We start from the raw sequence: 18397 nt of genomic DNA, 5'->3' as shown, positions 1-18397 counted from the left end.
TGCTTGGCACGCGCAGCAGGCCGAATATGCTGGCCGACATGACGAGTGAGCCCGAAGTGCAGCGGGGCGTGGGTGAGCCGGACGGCTTCCGCCGCCTGTGGACCCCCCATCGGATGGCGTACATCCAGGGCGAGAACAAGCCCACCGGCCCGGCGCCCGACGACGGCTGCCCGTTCTGCAGCATCCCCTCGCTGAGCGACGAGGACGGTCTGGTCATCGCCCGCGGCAGCGCGGTCTTCGCGGTGCTCAACCTGTACCCGTACAACGGCGGCCACCTCATGGTCGTCCCGTACCGGCACGTCGCCGACTACACCGGCCTGGACGACGCCGAGACGGCCGAGCTCGCGGTCTTCACCAAGCGGGCGATGACCGCGCTGCGGGCCGCCTCGGGCGCCCACGGCTTCAACATCGGCATGAACCAGGGTGCCGCGGCCGGTGCCGGCATCGCCGCGCACCTGCACCAGCACGTGGTGCCGCGGTGGGGCGGCGACACCAACTTCATGCCGGTCGTCGGCCACACCAAGGTGCTGCCGCAGTTGCTCGCGGACACCCGCAAGATGCTGGCGGACGCCTGGCCGCAGGGCTGACCCCGGACGACGACGAAGGGCCCGCGCCCCCGGTGGACGGGTGGCGCGGGCCCTTGCGCACGCGTCTAGCCGGCGTCGTAGGCGTCGGCCCGGAACGGGCGGACGGCCTGGTTCTCCGAACGGCTGATGTTGGACCGGTTGGTGAACCGGTCGACGTCCACGTCGTGGTCGGCGAGGAACTCGATGGTCGCCGCCTGCACCGCGTTGAAGATCGGCTGTGCGGTGTAGAGCACCGAGTCCGACATCGCGCGGCGGTTCCACGTCGGGTCCGTCCACGCCTGCCGCAGGCAGAAGGGCTCCGGCAGGGCGAGCGAGCCGCCGAGCCAGGTGAGCAGCCCGGGGATCCGCATCAGCGGCGCCCGCACCGCCTGGCGCACCACCTCGTCGTCGTCGACCAGCGGGTGGACGATCGTGCGCTCCTCCCAGAACTTGCCGGTCTTCGGGACCTTCGTCTCCCTGGGCTTCGGCTTGCCCGTGAAGAGGCCGTTGATCGGACCGAGCGCGTGCCCGTACGCGGAGACCCGCAGGTTGCGGCCCAGGATGGTGATCTTGACGGTCACGGTGGCCACGACCTGGCCGTTGTGCAGCACGAGCTGGGCGGCGACCAGGGCGTCCGTGTCGGTGCCGATGGTCTGCCGGTTCGCTATCTGCTGGATGCCGAAGTCGCGCATCCGGTAGCCGTCCATCTCCGGCGTGCCGGGCCGGCCGATCTCGTCGGCGCCCTCCGGGAGGTCCTGCACCACCCAGTGGTGGACCGAGACATGGGGCATCGTGCCGCCCGGCACCTCGCTGGCCGCGACGCCGCCGAGCCGCTCGGCGATCTTCTTGGCGAGGTCCCAGCGGTGGAACGTGCGGAAGTCGGCCTGGCCGGGGGCCGGGCGCAGGTCCTCGTTCATCTCCACGGTGACCCAGCGCACCCCCGCCCCGAGGATGCCCTTCTTGCCCGCGTAGTGCTGGATGTTGGTCTCCTGCTCGGACGTGAGCCGCTCCAGGCTCGCGCGCAGGTCGGTCGCCTTGCGGTCCAGGTCGTCCCGCGGGACGGCCTTCGGCACGGTGGCCGCGACCACGCCGCCGTCGAGCAGCCCGCCCCAGCGGGACCGCAGCTCGACGGTGCTGCGCAGGCAGATCCGCTTGGCGACGAACCAGCCCACCACCGGCGCCAGCATCATCAGCCGGAGGTACAGCGTCCACGGCCCGGCGAAGGGCGGCCGCACCACGAAGAGCACCGCGAGCGCCGCCGCGGCCAGCAGCGCGAGCGTGCCGTAGAAGCCCTCCCGTGCCGGGTGGCTCTTCTTCACCACCGCCCGTGCCTGGAACGCCGCCAGCCAGACCAGCGCACCGGGCAGGAAGAGCACGCCGCAGACCAGGGTGACCAGGGTCAGCTGCCGGTCGCGGGCGTTGCGCAGCTCCTGCGCGGCCAGGCAGTGCTCGACGACCATGCGCACGTCGGTGCCGAACGACGGGACCAGCGGATTGCGCTTCGCCGGCAGCGTCCGGTCGATGACGGCGCGGCTGAACGCCTCGCCGACGCTCGGCCGGAACAGCTCGAACTTGCCGTTCTTGAGCGTGGCGCCGAGCTTGTCGCCGAGCTCGCGGAAACTGCCGTCGCGGTAGGCGGCCGAGGACAGCGCCTGGGTGGCGGCGGTCTGCGGGCCGACGTCCGTACGGGGTATCTGCGCGCCCGGGGTCATGTCGAGCTGGGTCACGGCGGCTGCCCCTCCATCCCCTGGTCTGCCCTTGTCAGCGGCAGGTTATCGTGCCGCGGAGCACGTGCGGGCGTGATCGTCTGAACAGGCGTCAGCACCGGTCCGCCGCACGTCACGGGGGATCATGCCCACTTCGCGGCCGGTTCGATCCTCCGGCGTGCGGCAGCCGCCGGACACCCCCCGGATGAGGGAGGATTCCGGACATGGCCGACCGCACCGACCGAACCGACCTGCCCGCGCACGACCCGCTGCTCGTCTTCGACGGCGACTGCGCCTTCTGCACCACCTGCGTCGACCGGGCCGCGCGCTACCCGCGGGCGAGCCTGTCCTCGGGCGGCTGGGAGGCGGTGCCGTACCAGCACGCCGACCTCGCGGCGCTCGACCGCCGCGTCGGCGGCCGGGGCCTGGTGACCGCCGCCCGGGCCGGGCAGGAGCTGCTCTGGCTGACCCCCGGCGGGCAGGTGTACGGCGGGGCGCAGGCGGTCGCCCGGCTCCTGATGCGCTCCGGCGGCGCCTGGGCGTACGCAGGTGCGCTCCTCGCGCTGCCGCCGGTGCGGCCGCTCGCCGCGGCCGTGTACCGGGCGGTGGCCCGCCACCGGCACCGGATGCCCGGCGGCACCCCGGCCTGTGCGCTGCCCGGCCGGCGGACGCCGCCGTAGGCGGGCGCGCGGCGGCGGGTCAGGTCGCGTGCTCGTACCGGGCGGCGAGGCCGGCCGGCATCGGGGCGTGCCGCAGGTAGCTGCGGGAGAACTGCCCGGTGCCGTGCGAGATCGACCGCAACTCGACCGGATAGCGGGTGAGTTCGAGCTCCGGCACCTCGGCGCGCACCAGGCTGAGGCCGGGGCCGCCCGGTTCGGTGCCGAGCACGTGCCCGCGGCGGGCCGACAGGTCGCTCAGGACGGCGCCCTGGTACTCGTCGGGCAGCAGCACGTGGACCTCGTCGACGGGTTCGAGGAGCTGGACGCGTCCCAGCGCGGCCGCCTCGCGCAGCGCCAGCGCGCCGGCGGTCTGGAACGCCGCGTCGGAGGAGTCGACCGAGTGCGCCTTGCCGTCGGTCAGCGTCACCCGGACGTCGACCAGCGGGTAGCCGGCGAGGACGCCGTGCGCGAGCTGCGCGCGCACGCCCTTCTCGACCGACGGGATGAAGTTGCGCGGCACCGACCCGCCGACCACCTCGTCGACGAACTCGAAGCCGCCGCCGGGCAGCGGCTCCACGGTGAGGTCGCAGATCGCGTACTGTCCGTGGCCGCCCGACTGCTTGACGTGCCGGCCGTGCCCGCTGGAGCTCGCGGCGAAGGTCTCGCGCAGCGCCACCTTGTAGTCGACCGTGTCGACGTGCACGCCGTACCGGCTGCGCAGCCGGTCGAGGACGACCGCCTGGTGGGCCTCTCCGGTGCACCACAGCACGAGCTGGTGGGTGTCGGGGTTCTGCTCGACCCGCAGCGCCGGGTCCTGCGCGGAGAGCCGGGCGAGGGCCTGGGAGAGCTTGTCCTCGTCGGCCTTGCTGTGGGCCTCCACGGCCGCGGGGAGCAGCGCCTCGGGCTGCGGCCACGGCGGCAGGGCCTCCCGGCCGTTCGCGGCCAGGGTGTCGCCGGTGCGGGCGGTGGTGAGCTTGGCCAGGCAGACGAGGTCGCCGGGCAGCGCGTGCGGCACCGGTCGCTGCTGCTTGCCGAACGGGCAGCTCAGGCCGGTGACCTTCTCGTCCGCACCGCCGGGCACGTGCACGGCGGTGTCCGGGCGCAGGGTGCCGCCGAAGACGCGGGCGAGGCTGAGGCGGCCGACGTACGGGTCCTCGCCGGTGTGCACGATCTGTGCGACGAGCGGGGCGTCCGGGTCGCACGGCGGCAGGTCGTCGCGGCGGTCGAGCGGGGACGGGAAGGCCGCGGCGATGAGGTCGAGGAGCTCGGCGGCGCCCGGGGCGGTGCCGGTCGGCACGTCCGGCGGCGCGGTCGCCACGACGGGGTGGACCGTGCCCGCGAGGAACTCGCGGCGGAGCGCCTCGGCGAGCGCGGGTGCGTCGAGTTCCTCGCCGGCGACGTAGCGCTCCAGCAGGGCGTCGTCCTCGCCGGCGATGGCCTCGACGAGGTGGCCGCGGTCCGCGTCGAGCTCCGGGAGGTCGCCGGGCTCGCCGTACCGGCGGCCGGTCAGGAGCTCGACGGAGCCCAGCAGCCGCCCGTTGCTCAGCGTGGTGTCGTGCAGTCGGAGGACGGTGTCGGGGTGGCCCTCGCCGAGGGCGTCCTGGAGGGCGGCGAGCACCTCGTCCAGGCGGACGCGGACGGCGTTGACGTGGGTCAGCACGATCGCCGTCGGCAGGTCGGCCGCCCGGCACTCGCGCCACAGGGCGAGCGTGGGCGCGGAGACCGGGTCGGTGGCCGAGACCACCAGCAGGGCGGCCTCGGCGGCGCGGACGGCGGCCTGCCGCTCGCCGGCGAAGTCGGCGTAGCCGGGCGCGTCCAGCAGGTTGACCTTGCAGTCCTGCCAGGCCAGCGGGACGAGCGCCAGCTGGACGGAGCGCTGCTGCCGGTGCTCGATCTCCTCGTGGTCGGCGGCGGTGGTGCCCTCGGGCACGCTGCCGACACGGGTCAGGGCGCCGGCGGTGAGCGCCAGCGACTCGACGAGGGTGGTCTTGCCGGCTCCGGTGCCGCCGAGGAGGACGACGTTGCGGAGCCGGTCGGGTCGTTCGACGGTGGGGGCCGCGGTGTGGGTGGCTGCTCGGTCCGCCATGGCTGCTCTCCTGCGGTTCGCGGGTGGCTGCGGCGCGCTCGCGCGGGTGGCGTGCGGTGCCCGTCACGTGCGGGGCTCTCCCGTGGGGTGCGTCACGTGCGGTGCTCACGGTCCGCGGCGGTGCCGCGGGGCGGTGCGTGGTGGGCCGGCGGGGCCGGCGGGGCCGTCGGCGGGCTCCCGGGGCGCGGGGCCGGGGTGCGGGGAGGTGGCTCGGGGCGTGGGGCGGCGGAGCCCGCGATCAGCGTGGATACCATTGTCCAGCCGGGCGGGCCGATCCGCTCGGCCGCCCGGCGGCACAGGGGCCGCGGGCGGATGCCGGTGAGAGACGGAGCGGTCCGGAAGGCCATGCTCAACAAATACGCGCGTGCCTTCTTCACACGTGTCCTGACGCCGTTCGCCGCGATGCTCCTGCGCTGGGGCGTCAGCCCGGACGCGGTGACGCTGATCGGTACGGCCGGGTCGGTCGCCGGTGCCCTCGTGTTCTTCCCCCGCGGGGAGTTCTTCTGGGGCACGATCACGATCACCCTGTTCATCTTCTCCGACCTGGTCGACGGCAACATGGCCCGCCAGGCGGGACGCTCCTCGAAGTGGGGCGCGTTCCTGGACTCCACGCTGGACCGGGTCGCCGACGCGGCGATCTTCGGCGGTCTCGCGCTCTGGTACTCCGGGACGGGGAACAACGACCTGCTCTGCGCCGTTGCGGTGTTCTGCCTGGCGAGCGGCCAGGTGGTGTCGTACACGAAGGCGCGGGGCGAGAGCCTCGGATTCCCGGTGGACGTGTCGGGGCTGGTGGAGCGGGCCGAGCGGCTGGTGATCACACTCGTCGCGGCGGGCGTCGCCGGCCTGCACGGCTTCGGACTGCCGTACGTGGAGTGGCTGCTGCCGTTCGCCCTCTGGGTGGTCGCGGCGGGCAGCCTGGTGACGGTGATGCAGCGCATCCTCACGGTGCGCCGGGAGGCCCGGGAGGCCGACCGCGAGACGGCGGGAGCCGAGGGGGCGGCGTGAAGGAGCGGTTGACCGACGGGCTGTACGCGTTCGGCTGGGCGGCGGTGAAGCTGCTGCCCGAGCGGGTGGCGCAGGCGCTGTTCCGCCGGATCGCGGACCGGGTGTGGCGCAAGCGGGGCAAGGGCGTGCTGCAACTGGAGGCGAACCTGCGCCGGGTGCACCCGGAGGCGGACGAGGCGCGGCTGCGCGAGCTGTCCCGGGCGGGCATGCGGTCCTATCTGCGGTACTGGATGGAGTCGTTCCGGCTGCCCACCTGGAGCGCGGAGCGGATCGCCGACGCGATGACCCTCAAGGGCATCGAGCAGCTGAACGCGGTGATGGCCTCCGGTCGCGGCGCCGTGATGGCGCTGCCGCACATGGGCAACTGGGACCTCGCGGGCGCGTGGATCGCCTCCGCCGGCGGGTACCCGTTCACGACGGTCGCCGAGCGGCTGAAGCCGGAGTCGCTGTTCGACCGGTTCGTGGCGTACCGCGAGGGCCTGGGCATGGAGGTGCTGCCGCTGACCGGCTCCGAGGTGTCGGTGGTCGGCACGCTCGCCCGGCGGCTGCGCCACGGCGGGATGGTCTGCCTGCTCGGCGACCGCGACCTGTCGGCGGCCGGCACCCCGGTGGACTTCTTCGGCGAGCCGACCCGGATGCCGGCCGGCCCGGCGGCGCTCGCGCTGCGCACCGGGGCGGCGCTGTTCCCGGTGACGCTCTGGTACGACGGCCCCATGATGCGGGCCGAGGTCCACCCGGAGATCGTCCCGCCCGCCGGGGGCGACCGCCGCGAGCAGGGCGCCGCGATGGTGCAGGCGCTCGCCGACGTGTGGGCGCAGGGCATCCGGGAGCACGCCGAGGACTGGCACATGCTGCAGAAGCTGTGGCTGTCCGACCTGACGAACGACCGGGGGACCGCACCATGAAGATCGGCATCGTCTGCCCGTACGACTGGGACGTGCCCGGCGGGGTGCAGTTCCACATCCGCGACCTCGCCGAGGACCTGATCCGCAGGGGCCACGAGGTGTCCGTGCTGGCCCCGGCCGAGGACGAGTCGGCGCTGCCGTCCTACGTCGTCTCGGCGGGCCGCGCCGTCGCGGTGCCCTACAACGGCTCGGTGGCCCGGCTCAGCTTCGGCATCCTGTCGGCGGCCCGGGTGCGGCGCTGGCTCAACGACGGCCGCTTCGACATCCTGCACGTCCACGAGCCGAACTCGCCGAGCCTGTCGATGCTGGCCGCGTGGTCGGCGTCGGGGCCGATGGTCGGCACCTTCCACACGTCCAACCCGCGGTCGCGGGCGATGATCGCGGCCTCGCCGATCCTGCAGCCGGGCCTGGAGAAGATGTCCGCGCGGATCGCCGTCAGCGAGTACGCCCGGCGCACCCTGGTCGAGCACCTGGGCGGTGACGCGGTGGTCATTCCGAACGGCGTCGACGTGCGGTTCTTCGCCGACGCCGCGCCGGACCCGCGCTGGCAGGGCGGGGCCGCCGAGGGCGGGCCCGGGACGATCGGCTTCATCGGCCGGATCAACGAGCCGCGCAAGGGCCTGCCGACGCTGCTGGCCGCCCTGCCGCGGATCCTCGCGGAGCGCCCGGGGGTGCGGCTGCTGGTCGCCGGCAAGGGCGACGAGGAGGAGGCCGTCGAGTGCCTGGCGCCGGAGGTGCGCGCGCAGGTGGAGTTCCTCGGCATGGTCAGCGACGCCGAGAAGGCGAGCCTGCTGCGGAGCGTCGACCTCTACGCCGCGCCCAACACCGGCGGCGAGAGCTTCGGCATCATCCTCGTCGAGGCGATGTCGGCCGGTGCGCCGGTGCTGGCGAGCGACCTCGACGCGTTCCGCCAGGTGCTGGACGGCGGCGCGGCGGGCGAGCTCTTCCCGGTCGAGGACGCCGACGCGCTGGCCGCCGCCGCCGTCGAACTGCTCGGCAGCCCCGACCGGCTGCGCGAGCTCAGGGAGGCCGCCTCCCGGCACGTCCGGCGCTTCGACTGGGAGACGGTCGGCGCGGACATCCTCTCGGTGTACGAGACGGTCACGGACGGCATGCCGCCGGTGGCCGAGGACGAACGCATGGGATGGCGGGAGCGCTTCGGCCTCGCCGCCCGGGACTAGGAGGCTGTCGTGCCGCAGATTTTCGTCGACCACTCGTCCGGACTCGCCTTCGACCGGCGCGGGTTCGCCACCGAGCTGCACCCGCTGGTGGCCGCTGTGATCAACACCACGGTGGAGGCGTGCAAGACCCGGTTCCGCGGGACCGAGGAGGAGTTCCTCGGCGACGGCGGTCCGGGCCGGGCGGCGGTGTACCTGGAGCTGAAGGTGCTGGCCGGGCGCAGCCCGCAGACCCGCGCCGAGCTGAGCGAGGCCGTGCTGGGCCTGCTCAAGCGGCACGTCACCGGTGAGCGGGTGCACCTGGCCGTCAACGTGGTGGAGCTCGACCCGGCGATCTACCGGGCGGCCTCCCTGTAGCGTTTCCGCCCGTGACCACTTGGATCTGGGCCGTTGCGGCCGTCGTCGTGTCCGCCGTCTACCTGAGCTGGACGGCCGGCCGGCTGGACCGGCTGCACGCGCGGATCGACGCGGCCCGGGCCTCGCTCGACGCCCAACTCCTGCGCCGGGCCTCGGTGGCGCAGGAGTTGGCGACCTCCGCGCTGCTGGACCCGGCGGCCTCCCTGCTGCTGTACGAGGCCTCGCACGCCGCCCGGCAGACCGAGGACGAGCACCGGGAGGTCGCGGAGAGCGAGTTGAGCCTCGCCCTGCGTGCGGTGTTCGCCGAGCCGGAGCAGGTCGCCGTGCTGCTGCGGGCGCCCGGCGGCGAGGAGGCGGTGCGGGACCTGACCGCCGCCGTGCGGCGGGTGCCGATGGCGCGGCGGTTCCACAACGACGCGGTGCGCGCGGCCCGTGCGGTGCGCGAGCACCGCCTGGTGCGGTACTTCCGGCTGGCGGGGCGCGCGCCCTTCCCGATGGCGTTCGAGATGGACGACGAGCCCCCGGCGGTGTTCACCCCGGAGGGCGCCCCCGCCTGAACGGTTACTGTTTGTCGTACCCGGGCCTTCCGGCTGGACTGTATGGCGCATCGGTAAGGGGCGTCCCGGGCCTACGATTAGTCGATAGCACTGGTTCATCTTCGAGTGAGGTCTTACGTGTCCACCCTCCCCACCACCGCAGACCAGCCGCAGATCGGCACCGCCCGCGTCAAGCGCGGCATGGCCGAGCAGCTCAAGGGCGGTGTGATCATGGACGTGGTCAACGCCGAGCAGGCGAAGATCGCCGAGGACGCCGGTGCTGTCGCCGTCATGGCGCTGGAGCGGGTGCCCGCGGACATCCGCAAGGACGGCGGCGTCGCCCGGATGTCCGACCCGAACATGATCGAGGAGATCATCGCCGCGGTCTCCATCCCGGTCATGGCGAAGTCCCGCATCGGCCACTTCGTCGAGGCGCAGGTCCTGCAGTCGCTCGGCGTCGACTACATCGACGAGTCCGAGGTGCTGACCCCGGCCGACGAGGTCAACCACTCCGACAAGTTCGCGTTCACCACGCCGTTCGTCTGCGGCGCCACCAACCTCGGTGAGGCGCTGCGCCGCATCGCCGAGGGTGCGGCCATGATCCGCTCGAAGGGCGAGGCCGGCACCGGCAACGTCGTCGAGGCCGTCCGTCACCTGCGCCAGATCAAGAACGAGATCGCCAAGCTGCGCGGCTTCGACAACAACGAGCTGTACGCCGCCGCCAAGGAGCTGCGCGCGCCGTACGAGCTCGTCAAGGAGGTCGCCGAGCTCGGCAAGCTGCCGGTCGTGCTGTTCTCCGCCGGCGGTGTGGCCACTCCGGCCGACGCCGCGCTCATGCGCCAGCTCGGCGCCGAGGGCGTCTTCGTCGGCTCCGGCATCTTCAAGTCCGGTGACCCGGCCAAGCGCGCCGCCGCCATCGTGAAGGCCACCACCTTCTTCGACGACCCGAAGATCATCGCCGACGCCTCCCGCAACCTGGGCGAGGCCATGGTGGGCATCAACTGCGACACCCTGCCGGAGACCGAGCGCTACGCCAACCGCGGCTGGTAACACCCGCGCCAGGCCGGCCCGCCGCGCGGCGTGACGCGCGCGGCGGGCCGGTGCACGTCCCCCCGAGCAACGACCGAAGAGGAAAAGACCGTGTCCAGCAGCACCCCCACCATCGGCGTCCTGGCCCTCCAGGGCGACGTCCGCGAGCACCTGATAGCGCTGGCCGCCGCCGACGCGGTCGCCCGCCCGGTGCGGCGTGCCGAGGAGCTGGCCGAGGTGGACGCCCTGGTGATTCCCGGCGGCGAGTCCACCACGATGTCCAAGCTGGCACTGCTCTTCGGCGTGATGGACCCGCTGCGCGCGCGCGTCGCGGCGGGCATGCCGGTCTACGGCACGTGCGCGGGCATGATCATGCTGGCCGACAAGATCCTCGACGGCCGGGACGACCAGGAGACGGTCGGCGGCATCGACATGACCGTGCGCCGCAACGCCTTCGGCCGGCAGAACGAGTCCTTCGAGTCCGGCGTCTCCTTCCGCGGCCTGGAGGGTGCGCCGGTCAACGGCGTCTTCATCCGCGCCCCCTGGGTGGAGGCGGTCGGCGAGGGCGTCGAGGTGCTGGCCGAGGTGCCCGCCGCCGACGGTCCGGACAGCCGGATCGTGGCCGTCCGGCAGGGCCACCTGCTGGCGACCTCGTTCCACCCCGAGCTCACCGGCGACCACCGGGTGCACGAGTACTTCGTGCGCATGGTCGAGGGCGCCTGAGGCCGACCGGCCCGAATCCCGTACGGGGGCGCGCTGACCGTGTGCCACCCCCCGGTGACGACACCGGTAGGATCTCCTCTGTTCATTTCTCTTCGGCGACGTAAAGGAGCTGGCGATGTCCGGCCACTCTAAGTGGGCTACCACCAAGCACAAGAAGGCCGTGATCGACGCCAAGCGCGGCAAGCTCTTCGCCAAGATGATCAAGAACATCGAGGTGGCGGCGCGCACCGGCGGCGGCGACCCGACCGGCAACCCCACGCTCTACGACGCCATCCAGAAGGCCAAGAAGAGCTCGGTCCCGATCGACAACATCAACCGCGCCGTCAAGCGCGGCTCGGGCGCCGAGGCCGGCGGCGCCGACTACTCGACGATCATGTACGAGGGCTACGGCCCCAACGGCGTGGCCGTCCTCATCGAGTGCCTCACCGACAACCGCAACCGCGCCGCCTCCGACGTGCGCGTCGCGATGACCCGCAACGGCGGCTCGATGGCCGACCCGGGCTCGGTGTCGTACCTGTTCAACCGCAAGGGCGTCGTGATCGTCCCCAAGGCCGACGGCGTCGACGAGGACAAGGTCTTCGAGGTCGTCCTGGAGGCCGGTGCCGAGGAGGTCAACGACCTCGGCGAGTCGTTCGAGATCCTCTCCGAGGCCACGGACATGGTCGGGGTGCGCACCGCGCTGGTGGACGCCGGCATCGACTACGACTCGGCCGACGCCAACTTCGTCCCGAGCATGCAGGTCGAGCTGGACGTCGACGGCGCCCGCAAGATCTTCAAGCTCATCGACGCCCTGGAGGACAGCGACGACGTGCAGAACGTCTTCGCCAACTTCGACATCAGCGACGAGGTCGGTGCCCAGCTCGACGCCGAGTGAGCCGACGCCCCTCTCCGGCCCGGCGGTCCCTCACGGGACCGCCGGGCCGGTGTCGTCGGCGGCGCTGTCGGAGGCGACCGGTAGCCTTCGCAGGTCACCGGCCGCAGGCCGCCGGACCGGCCCGCCGCCGGCCGGCACCCGCAGGACCCCCGGCCGGGCGGCACAACACGGAGAGGCGGTGCCGTCAGGTGCGAGTGCTGGGCGTGGACCCTGGGCTGACCAGGTGCGGCGTGGGCGTGGTGGACGGCGCACCGGGCCGCCCGCTGCGCATGGTCGGCGTCGGCGTCGTCCGCACCCCGGCCGACGCCGACATCGGCCCCCGGCTGCTGCAGATCGAGCAGGGCCTGGAGCAGTGGCTGGACGAGCACCGGCCCGACCTGGTCGCCGTCGAGCGGGTCTTCGCCCAGCACAACGTCCGCACCGTGATGGGCACCGCGCAGGCCAGCGCGGTCGCCATGCTCTGCGCCACCCGGCGCGGCATCCCCGTCACCCTGCACACCCCGAGCGAGGTCAAGGCCGCCGTGACCGGCTCGGGCCGTGCCGACAAGGCGCAGGTCACCGCGATGGTGCAGCGCCTGCTGCGGCTGGACGCCCCGCCCAAGCCCGCCGACGCCGCCGACGCGCTGGCCCTCGCCATCTGCCACATCTGGCGCGGCGGCGCCCAGGACCGCATCGCCGCCGCCCTCGCCAAGGCACCCCGCGCACGTCAGGAGCACGTCCGTTGATCGCGTTCGTCCAGGGGCCGGTGGCCCACATCGCGGCCGGCACCGCCGTCGTCGAGGTCGGCGGGGTGGGCATGGCCGTCCAGTGCACCCCCGCCACGCTCGCCGGGCTCCGCGTCGGCGAGAGCGCCCGGCTCGCCACCTCCCTCGTGGTGCGCGAGGACTCGCTCACCCTGTTCGGCTTCGCGGACGACGACGAGCGGGCGCTCTTCGAGGTCCTGCAGGCCGCCCCCGGTGTCGGGCCCCGCCTGGCGCAGGCCATGCTCGGCGTGCACAGCCCGGACGCGCTGCGCGCCGCCGTCGCGGGCGGCGACGAGAAGGCGCTGATCGCGGTGCCCGGCATCGGCAAGGCCAAGGCGGCCAAGCTGCTCCTGGAGTACAAGGACAAGCTCGGGACGCCGCGCGGCTCCGTCCCCGCGCAGAAGCCCGTCGCGACCGGCCCCGCGCCGTGGCACGAGCAACTGCACGCCGCGCTCGTCGGCCTCGGCTACGCGCCGCGCGAGGCGGACGACGCGGTGGCCGCCGTCACCCCGGAGGCCGAGGCGCAGACCACCCCGGACGTCGGCGCGCTGCTCCGCTCCGCGCTGCGCGGCCTCAACCGCAACCGCTGACGCCCCACCCACCTGACGACCTGTCACTTTGTCGACATTGGAGCCCGCCCCGATGAGCCCGTACGACTCCGACCCCGCCGACCACCCGGCCGGCGACCGCCTGGTCGCGGCGGCCGCCGACGGCGAGGACCAGGCGGTCGAGGCGGCCCTGCGCCCCAAGCTGCTCGACGAGTTCATCGGCCAGGAGCGCGTCCGCGAGCAGCTCTCGCTGGTGCTGCAGGCCGCCCGCAAGCGCGGCTCCACCCCCGACCACGTGCTGCTCAGCGGCCCGCCCGGGCTCGGCAAGACCACCCTCTCCATGATCATCGCCGCCGAGCTCGGCGCCCCGATCCGCATCACCTCCGGCCCCGCCATCCAGCACGCCGGCGACCTCGCCGCCATCCTCTCCTCGCTCACCGAGGGCGAGGTGCTCTTCCTCGACGAGATCCACCGGATGTCCCGCCCCGCCGAGGAGATGCTCTACATGGCGATGGAGGACTTCCGGGTCGACGTCATCGTCGGCAAGGGCCCCGGCGCCACCGCCATCCCGCTGGAGCTGCCGCCCTTCACCCTGGTCGGCGCCACCACCCGGGCCGGCCTGCTGCCCCCGCCGCTGCGCGACCGCTTCGGCTTCACCGGCCACATGGAGTTCTACGCCGCCGCCGAACTCGAACGCGTCGTGCACCGCTCCGCCTCGCTGCTCGACGTCACCATCGACCCGGCGGGCGCCGCCGAGATCGCCGGCCGCTCCCGCGGCACCCCCCGCATCGCCAACCGCCTGCTGCGCCGCGTCCGCGACTACGCGCAGGTCAGGCACGACGGCCGGGTCTCCCAGGAGATCGCCAACCGGGCGCTCGACGTCTACGAGGTCGACGCCCGCGGGCTCGACCGGCTCGACCGGGCCGTGCTGACCGCCCTGCTGCGCCTCTTCGGCGGCGGCCCGGTGGGCCTGTCGACGCTGGCCGTCGCGGTGGGGGAGGAGTCGGAGACGGTCGAGGAGGTCGCCGAGCCCTTCCTCGTCCGGGAGGGCCTGCTCGCCCGCACCCCGCGCGGTCGGATCGCCACCGCGGCGGCGTGGCAGCACCTCGGGATGACCCCGCCCGCCGCGGGGGCCGGACCCAGGACGTCCGGACAGGCTTCTTTGTTCCCGGACGGCCGGTAGCCCGCAGCCGAAAAACGGGGGCATGCCAAGGGTCGCCACTTTCGGCGGCAGGATGCGATGCTTGGCGTTGTCCGATCAGTGCGGGTCGCCTAGACTCCGCCGGACCGCCCCTCTCGACCGACGGGCCGACGTATACCAGGCCGCCGGGCAAGGCGGCCCGCAAAGGACCCTGGCTGTGGCTAATCTCATCATCCTTCTCCTCCCGATCGTCGCGATCTTCCTGATGTTCCGCTCGCAGAAGAAGCGGCAGTCGCAGGCGCAGTCGATGCAGGCGACGCTCCAGCCCGGCGCCGGCGTGCGGACGATCGGTGGCCTGTACGCCCAGGTCAAGGCGGTCAACGAGGAGACCGTCGAGCTCGAGATCGCCCCCGGTGTGGTGACGCACTTCACCAAGGGCGCCGTCGCCGCCGTGCTGGAGCCGCTCGAGTACGACGCGATCATCAACGGCCGCCCCGTCGAGGAGCCTGCCGACGCGACGCCCGCCGATGAGACCGTCGAGGCCGAGGCCGAGGCCGAGTCGCTCAGCCTCACCAAGGACGATGCGGACAGCGTCACGGCCGACCGAGAGACCCCCGGGACCAAGTAGTACGGTCGGGCTCTGCCAGGCCGTGCGGCATCCGGCCGCCGGCCCCACATGATCTCAGGGCCGCCCAGCGCCGCCTTCCCCCTTCCCGCCGAGAGCCGGGCCGGGGTGCGGCCCGCGGCGGCATGGACAGGGAGAAACGAGCAAGGTGGCAACACCCAAGTCGCGCCAGCGCGACGGTTACCCGGGGCGGGCGCTGGCCCTGATCCTGGTGGTCACCGTCGGACTGATCGCCCTCATGTTCGGGACGGGCAGCAAGACGCCGCGTCTCGGGATCGACCTCGCCGGCGGCACCAGTGTCACCCTGACCGCGAAGTCGGATGACAAGGCCGCGATCAACAAGTCCAACATGGACATCGCGGTCGGCATCATCCAGAAGCGCGTCAACGGCATGGGCGTCTCCGAGGCGGAGGTCCAGACCCAGGGCGACAGCAACATCATCGTCAACATTCCCAACGGCGGTGACAAGCAGGCTGCGATCGCCCAGATCGGCACGACTGCCAAGCTCTACTTCCGTCCGGTGCTCGCCCTCGCGCCGACCGGGGTCAACCCGGCCGACGTGACCGGTTCGCCGAGCCCCTCCGGCAGCGCGAGCAGCAGCGCCAGCCCGTCGGCGACCGCCTCCGGTGCCGCGGCCGCCCCCGCCGGCAGCGCCTCCCCGTCCGGCAAGGCCACCGCCTCCGCGAGCGCCAGCAAGGCCGGCCGCGCGGTCAGCGACGCGCTGAAGGCCGACCCGTCGGCCTCGGCGTCGCCCTCCGCGAAGGCCTCCGGTTCCGCGTCGGCCGCCGCCGCCGCGAGCAGCAGCGCCACGCCGACCGCCGCCCCCAGCAGCATGAGCCCGGCCGAGCTGAGCGCCGCCCTCACCCAGGGCACCGTCCCGGCCGACCTCCAGGAGCAGTTCACCGCCCTGGACTGCTCGAACCAGACCAAGCGCACCGACTACCAGTCGGACGCCGCCAAGAACGCCGTCGCGTGCTCCTACGACGACGAGCAGGGCGTCTGGTACAAGTTCGCGCTCGGCCCGGTCGCCGTGAACGGCTCGGACGTCTCCAAGGCGCAGGCCGGTTACGACACCCAGCGCGCCAACGGCTGGCAGGTCGACCTGACCTTCAGCGACGCCGGCTCCAAGGCGTTCGCCACCACCACCGCCGCCCTGGCCGCGCAGGCCTCCCCGGCGAACCAGTTCGCGATCGTGCTCGACGGCAAGGTGGTCTCCCACCCCTACGTCAGCCAGTCCATCACCGGCGGCTCCGCGACGATCTCCGGCAGCTTCTCCCAGGAGGACGCCAAGAGCCTCGGCAACGTCCTGAGCTACGGCGCCCTGCCGCTGACCTTCGCCACCAGCGACGTCACGACCGTGTCGCCCCAGCTCGGCGGCGACCAGCTGCACGCCGGCCTGATCGCCGGCGCGATCGGCCTGATCCTGGTGATCATCTACTCGCTGATCTACTACCGCGGCCTCGGCCTGGTCTCCATCGCCGGTCTGCTCGTCTCCGCGATCCTGACCTACGCCATCATGTGCCTCCTCGGCAACGGCATCGGCTTCGCGCTCAACCTGCCGGCGGTCTGCGGCGCCATCGTGGCGATCGGCATCACCGCCGACTCGTTCATCGTGTACTTCGAGCGCATCCGCGACGAGGTCCGCGACGGCGCCCCGCTGCGCCCGGCGGTCCAGCGCGCCTGGCCGCGCGCCCGGCGCACCATCCTGGTGTCCGACTTCGTGTCGTTCCTCTGTGCCGCGGTGCTCTACGTCGTGTCCGTGGGCAAGGTGCAGGGCTTCGCGTTCACCCTGGGCCTGACCACGCTGCTCGACATCGTGGTGATCTTCCTCTTCACCAAGCCGCTCATCACGCTGCTGGCGCGGCGGAAGTTCTTCTCGGACGGCCACCCGATGTCCGGCCTGGACCCGAAGCGCCTCGGCGCCCGTCCGCCGATCCGTGGCAGCCGTCGCCGTCCCGCCGCCCCCGCGGCCCCCAAGGAGGCCTGACGCCATGTCCCTTCGGAACATCGGCCACCGGCTGTACCAGGGCGAGGTCAGCTTCGACTTCGTCGGCAGGCGCAAGCTCTGGTACTCCATCTCCGGCGTCATCGTCCTCGTCGCGGCGATCGGCCTCGCCATGGGCCTGCACCTGGGCATCGAGTTCAAGGGCGGCTCGGTCTACACCGTCCAGAAGCAGGGCCTGAGCATCGCGCAGGCGCAGGACGTCGCCAACGAGATCACCGGCGGCACGACCGCGCAGGTGCAGCAGCTCGGCGACGGCAAGATCCGCATCCAGGTCAGCTCCGAGGAGAAGGTCAGCGGCCCGGCGTTCGTCGAGGAGCTCTCCAAGGACCTCGGCGTCCAGGCCAAGGACATCGACGCCCAGGTCATCGGCCCCTCCTGGGGTGAGCAGATCTCCCAGAAGGCGCTCCTCGGCCTGGTGATCTTCATGGTGCTCGTCACCGTGTACCTCGCCATCGCCTTCGAGTGGCGGATGGCGCTGGCCGCCCTGGTCGCGCTCATCCACGACCTCCTGATCACCATCGGCGTCTACGCCCTGGTCGGCTTCGAGGTCACCCCGGGCACCGTGATCGGCTTCCTGACGATCCTCGGCTACTCGCTCTACGACACGGTCGTCGTCTTCGACACCGTGAAGGAGAACACCCGGGGCATCACGAAGCAGAACCGGCGCACCTACAGCGAGGCCGCCAACCACGCGCTCAACCAGACGCTGGTCCGCTCGATCAACACCACCGTGGTGGCCCTCCTCCCGGTCGCGGCGCTGCTGTTCATCGGCGGTGGCCTGCTGGGCGCGGGCACCCTGAACGACATCTCGCTCGCCCTGTTCATCGGCCTCGCGGCCGGTGCCTACTCCTCCATCTGCGTCGCCACCCCGCTGCTCGCGCAGCTGAAGGAGCAGACGCCGGAGATGAAGGCGCTCGCCAAGCGGGTCGCCCAGCGCCGGGCCGCCGACGCCAAGGCCGCCGAGGCCGCCCAGGCGGCGGGGGAGAGCCCGGAGGACGCCGAGGACGGTGAGGACGAGCCGGCGGGTATGGTCGGACAGCGTCACCAGCCGGTCAACCGGTCCCGCACCAAGGGCCGCCCGTCCGGAAAGCGCTGAGATCCGCAGACCCGAAGGAACCCACGTGACCTCCCCCGACTCCGCCCTCTCCGCGCTGCTCACCAGCCGGATCAAGGACGTACCGGACTACCCGAAGCCCGGCGTGCTGTTCAAGGACATCGCGCCGCTGCTCGCCGACGCCGAGGCCTTCGGCGCCCTCACCCGGGCGCTCGCCGACCGGGCGAAGGAGCTCGGGGCGACCAAGGTGGTCGGTCTGGAGGCACGCGGGTTCGTCCTCGCGGCGCCCGCGGCGTTCGCGGCCGGGCTCGGCTTCGTGCCGATCCGCAAGAAGGGCAAGCTGCCCGGCGACGTCTTCTCCCGGTCGTACGACCTGGAGTACGGCTCCGCCACGCTGGAGGTCCAGTGCGACGCCTTCACCCCGGGTGAGCGCGTCCTCGTCGTCGACGACGTCCTGGCCACCGGCGGCACCATCGGCGCCTCCCTGGACCTCGTCCAGGAGGCCGGTGCGAAGCTGGCCGGGGTGATCGTGCTCATGGAGCTCGGCTTCCTCGACGGCCGGGCGCGGCTCGCCCCGCACCTGGACGGGGCACCGCTGGAGACCCTCGTCACCGTCTGAGACGGACGGATCGGAGCGGCGGCCGGGGCGACCCGGCC

The 18397-nt window shown here is 72.9% G+C and carries 19 protein-coding genes; 17 read left to right on the top strand and 2 right to left on the bottom strand.

Going from position 1 to position 18397, the window contains the following annotated elements; genetic code table 11:
• Positions 1-26 precede the first annotated feature (26 nt).
• Positions 27-587 (top strand): HIT family protein, encoded by a 561-nt coding sequence (locus OG335_RS08510; RefSeq protein ID WP_405010427.1) that lies wholly within the window; start codon positions 27-29, stop codon positions 585-587.
• A gap of 65 nt (positions 588-652) precedes the next feature.
• Here OG335_RS08510 and OG335_RS08505 read toward each other — a convergent pair whose 3' ends face one another.
• A complete protein-coding gene (locus tag OG335_RS08505) occupies positions 653-2293 on the bottom strand; it encodes a hypothetical protein (RefSeq protein WP_405010426.1) in 1641 nt (546 codons plus the stop codon).
• A 203-nt stretch (positions 2294-2496) separates the two neighbouring features.
• Here OG335_RS08505 and OG335_RS08500 point away from each other — a divergent pair, with 203 nt between their 5' ends.
• Entirely contained in the window at positions 2497-2952 is a 456-nt protein-coding gene (locus OG335_RS08500) for a thiol-disulfide oxidoreductase DCC family protein (protein WP_405010425.1), read from the top strand.
• Positions 2953-2971: 19 nt separating this feature from the next.
• Here the strand turns inward: OG335_RS08500 and OG335_RS08495 are convergent, their stop codons facing one another.
• Positions 2972-5017: an elongation factor G gene (locus tag OG335_RS08495; protein ID WP_405010424.1), complete on the bottom strand. Its 2046-nt coding sequence runs from the start codon at positions 5015-5017 to the stop codon at positions 2972-2974.
• A gap of 345 nt (positions 5018-5362) precedes the next feature.
• On the opposite strand from OG335_RS08495, the gene pgsA reads away from it, so the two are divergent.
• The 15 genes from pgsA (at position 5363) to OG335_RS08420 (ending at position 18359) form a co-directional block, all read left to right on the top strand.
• Positions 5363-6022: a phosphatidylinositol phosphate synthase gene (pgsA, locus tag OG335_RS08490; protein ID WP_405010423.1), complete on the top strand. Its 660-nt coding sequence runs from the start codon at positions 5363-5365 to the stop codon at positions 6020-6022.
• The gene (locus OG335_RS08485; RefSeq protein WP_405010422.1) at positions 6019-6927 is read left to right on the top strand and encodes a phosphatidylinositol mannoside acyltransferase; all 909 of its coding nucleotides are present in this window, start codon (positions 6019-6021) and stop codon (positions 6925-6927) included. The genes pgsA and OG335_RS08485 overlap by 4 nt, the downstream gene beginning before the upstream one ends.
• Positions 6924-8108, top strand: a complete 1185-nt coding sequence (locus tag OG335_RS08480; protein WP_405010421.1) for a glycosyltransferase family 4 protein — start codon at positions 6924-6926, stop codon at positions 8106-8108. Before OG335_RS08485 ends, OG335_RS08480 begins: the two co-directional genes overlap by 4 nt.
• 9 nt (positions 8109-8117) lie before the next feature.
• A complete protein-coding gene (locus tag OG335_RS08475; RefSeq protein ID WP_405010420.1) occupies positions 8118-8462 on the top strand; it encodes a 5-carboxymethyl-2-hydroxymuconate Delta-isomerase in 345 nt (114 codons plus the stop codon).
• An 11-nt stretch (positions 8463-8473) separates the two neighbouring features.
• Entirely contained in the window at positions 8474-9019 is a 546-nt protein-coding gene (locus OG335_RS08470; RefSeq protein WP_405010419.1) for a hypothetical protein, read from the top strand.
• Between the two features lie 117 nt (positions 9020-9136).
• Positions 9137-10048, top strand: coding sequence for a pyridoxal 5'-phosphate synthase lyase subunit PdxS (gene pdxS, locus OG335_RS08465; RefSeq protein WP_405010418.1), 912 nt, complete (start codon positions 9137-9139; stop codon positions 10046-10048).
• A gap of 90 nt (positions 10049-10138) precedes the next feature.
• Complete coding sequence (pdxT, locus tag OG335_RS08460) at positions 10139-10750, top strand: pyridoxal 5'-phosphate synthase glutaminase subunit PdxT (protein WP_405010417.1); 612 nt, start codon at positions 10139-10141, stop codon at positions 10748-10750.
• A 115-nt stretch (positions 10751-10865) separates the two neighbouring features.
• Positions 10866-11624, top strand: coding sequence for a YebC/PmpR family DNA-binding transcriptional regulator (locus OG335_RS08455; RefSeq protein ID WP_405010416.1), 759 nt, complete (start codon positions 10866-10868; stop codon positions 11622-11624).
• Between the two features lie 188 nt (positions 11625-11812).
• Complete coding sequence (gene ruvC / locus OG335_RS08450; protein ID WP_405010415.1) at positions 11813-12349, top strand: crossover junction endodeoxyribonuclease RuvC; 537 nt, start codon at positions 11813-11815, stop codon at positions 12347-12349.
• Positions 12346-12957 carry a Holliday junction branch migration protein RuvA gene (gene ruvA, locus OG335_RS08445; RefSeq protein ID WP_405010414.1) on the top strand — a complete coding sequence of 204 codons (612 nt, stop codon included), beginning with the start codon at positions 12346-12348 and terminating at the stop codon, positions 12955-12957. Before ruvC ends, ruvA begins: the two co-directional genes overlap by 4 nt.
• A 52-nt stretch (positions 12958-13009) precedes the next feature.
• Positions 13010-14098, top strand: a complete 1089-nt coding sequence (gene ruvB / locus OG335_RS08440; protein ID WP_405010413.1) for a Holliday junction branch migration DNA helicase RuvB — start codon at positions 13010-13012, stop codon at positions 14096-14098.
• A 175-nt stretch (positions 14099-14273) separates the two neighbouring features.
• Entirely contained in the window at positions 14274-14684 is a 411-nt protein-coding gene (gene yajC / locus OG335_RS08435; protein WP_405010412.1) for a preprotein translocase subunit YajC, read from the top strand.
• A 145-nt stretch (positions 14685-14829) separates the two neighbouring features.
• Positions 14830-16668: a protein translocase subunit SecD gene (secD, locus tag OG335_RS08430; RefSeq protein ID WP_405010411.1), complete on the top strand. Its 1839-nt coding sequence runs from the start codon at positions 14830-14832 to the stop codon at positions 16666-16668.
• Positions 16669-16672: 4 nt separating this feature from the next.
• Positions 16673-17782: a protein translocase subunit SecF gene (secF, locus tag OG335_RS08425; protein WP_405010410.1), complete on the top strand. Its 1110-nt coding sequence runs from the start codon at positions 16673-16675 to the stop codon at positions 17780-17782.
• A 25-nt stretch (positions 17783-17807) separates the two neighbouring features.
• Positions 17808-18359, top strand: a complete 552-nt coding sequence (locus OG335_RS08420; protein ID WP_405010409.1) for an adenine phosphoribosyltransferase — start codon at positions 17808-17810, stop codon at positions 18357-18359.
• The last annotated feature ends 38 nt before the right edge of the window (positions 18360-18397 follow it).

It is taken from the genome of Kitasatospora sp. NBC_01539, from assembly GCF_045040525.1.
Classification (GTDB): Bacteria; Actinomycetota; Actinomycetes; order Streptomycetales; family Streptomycetaceae; genus Kitasatospora.
This window is presented reverse-complemented; position numbering and strand designations above follow the sequence as displayed.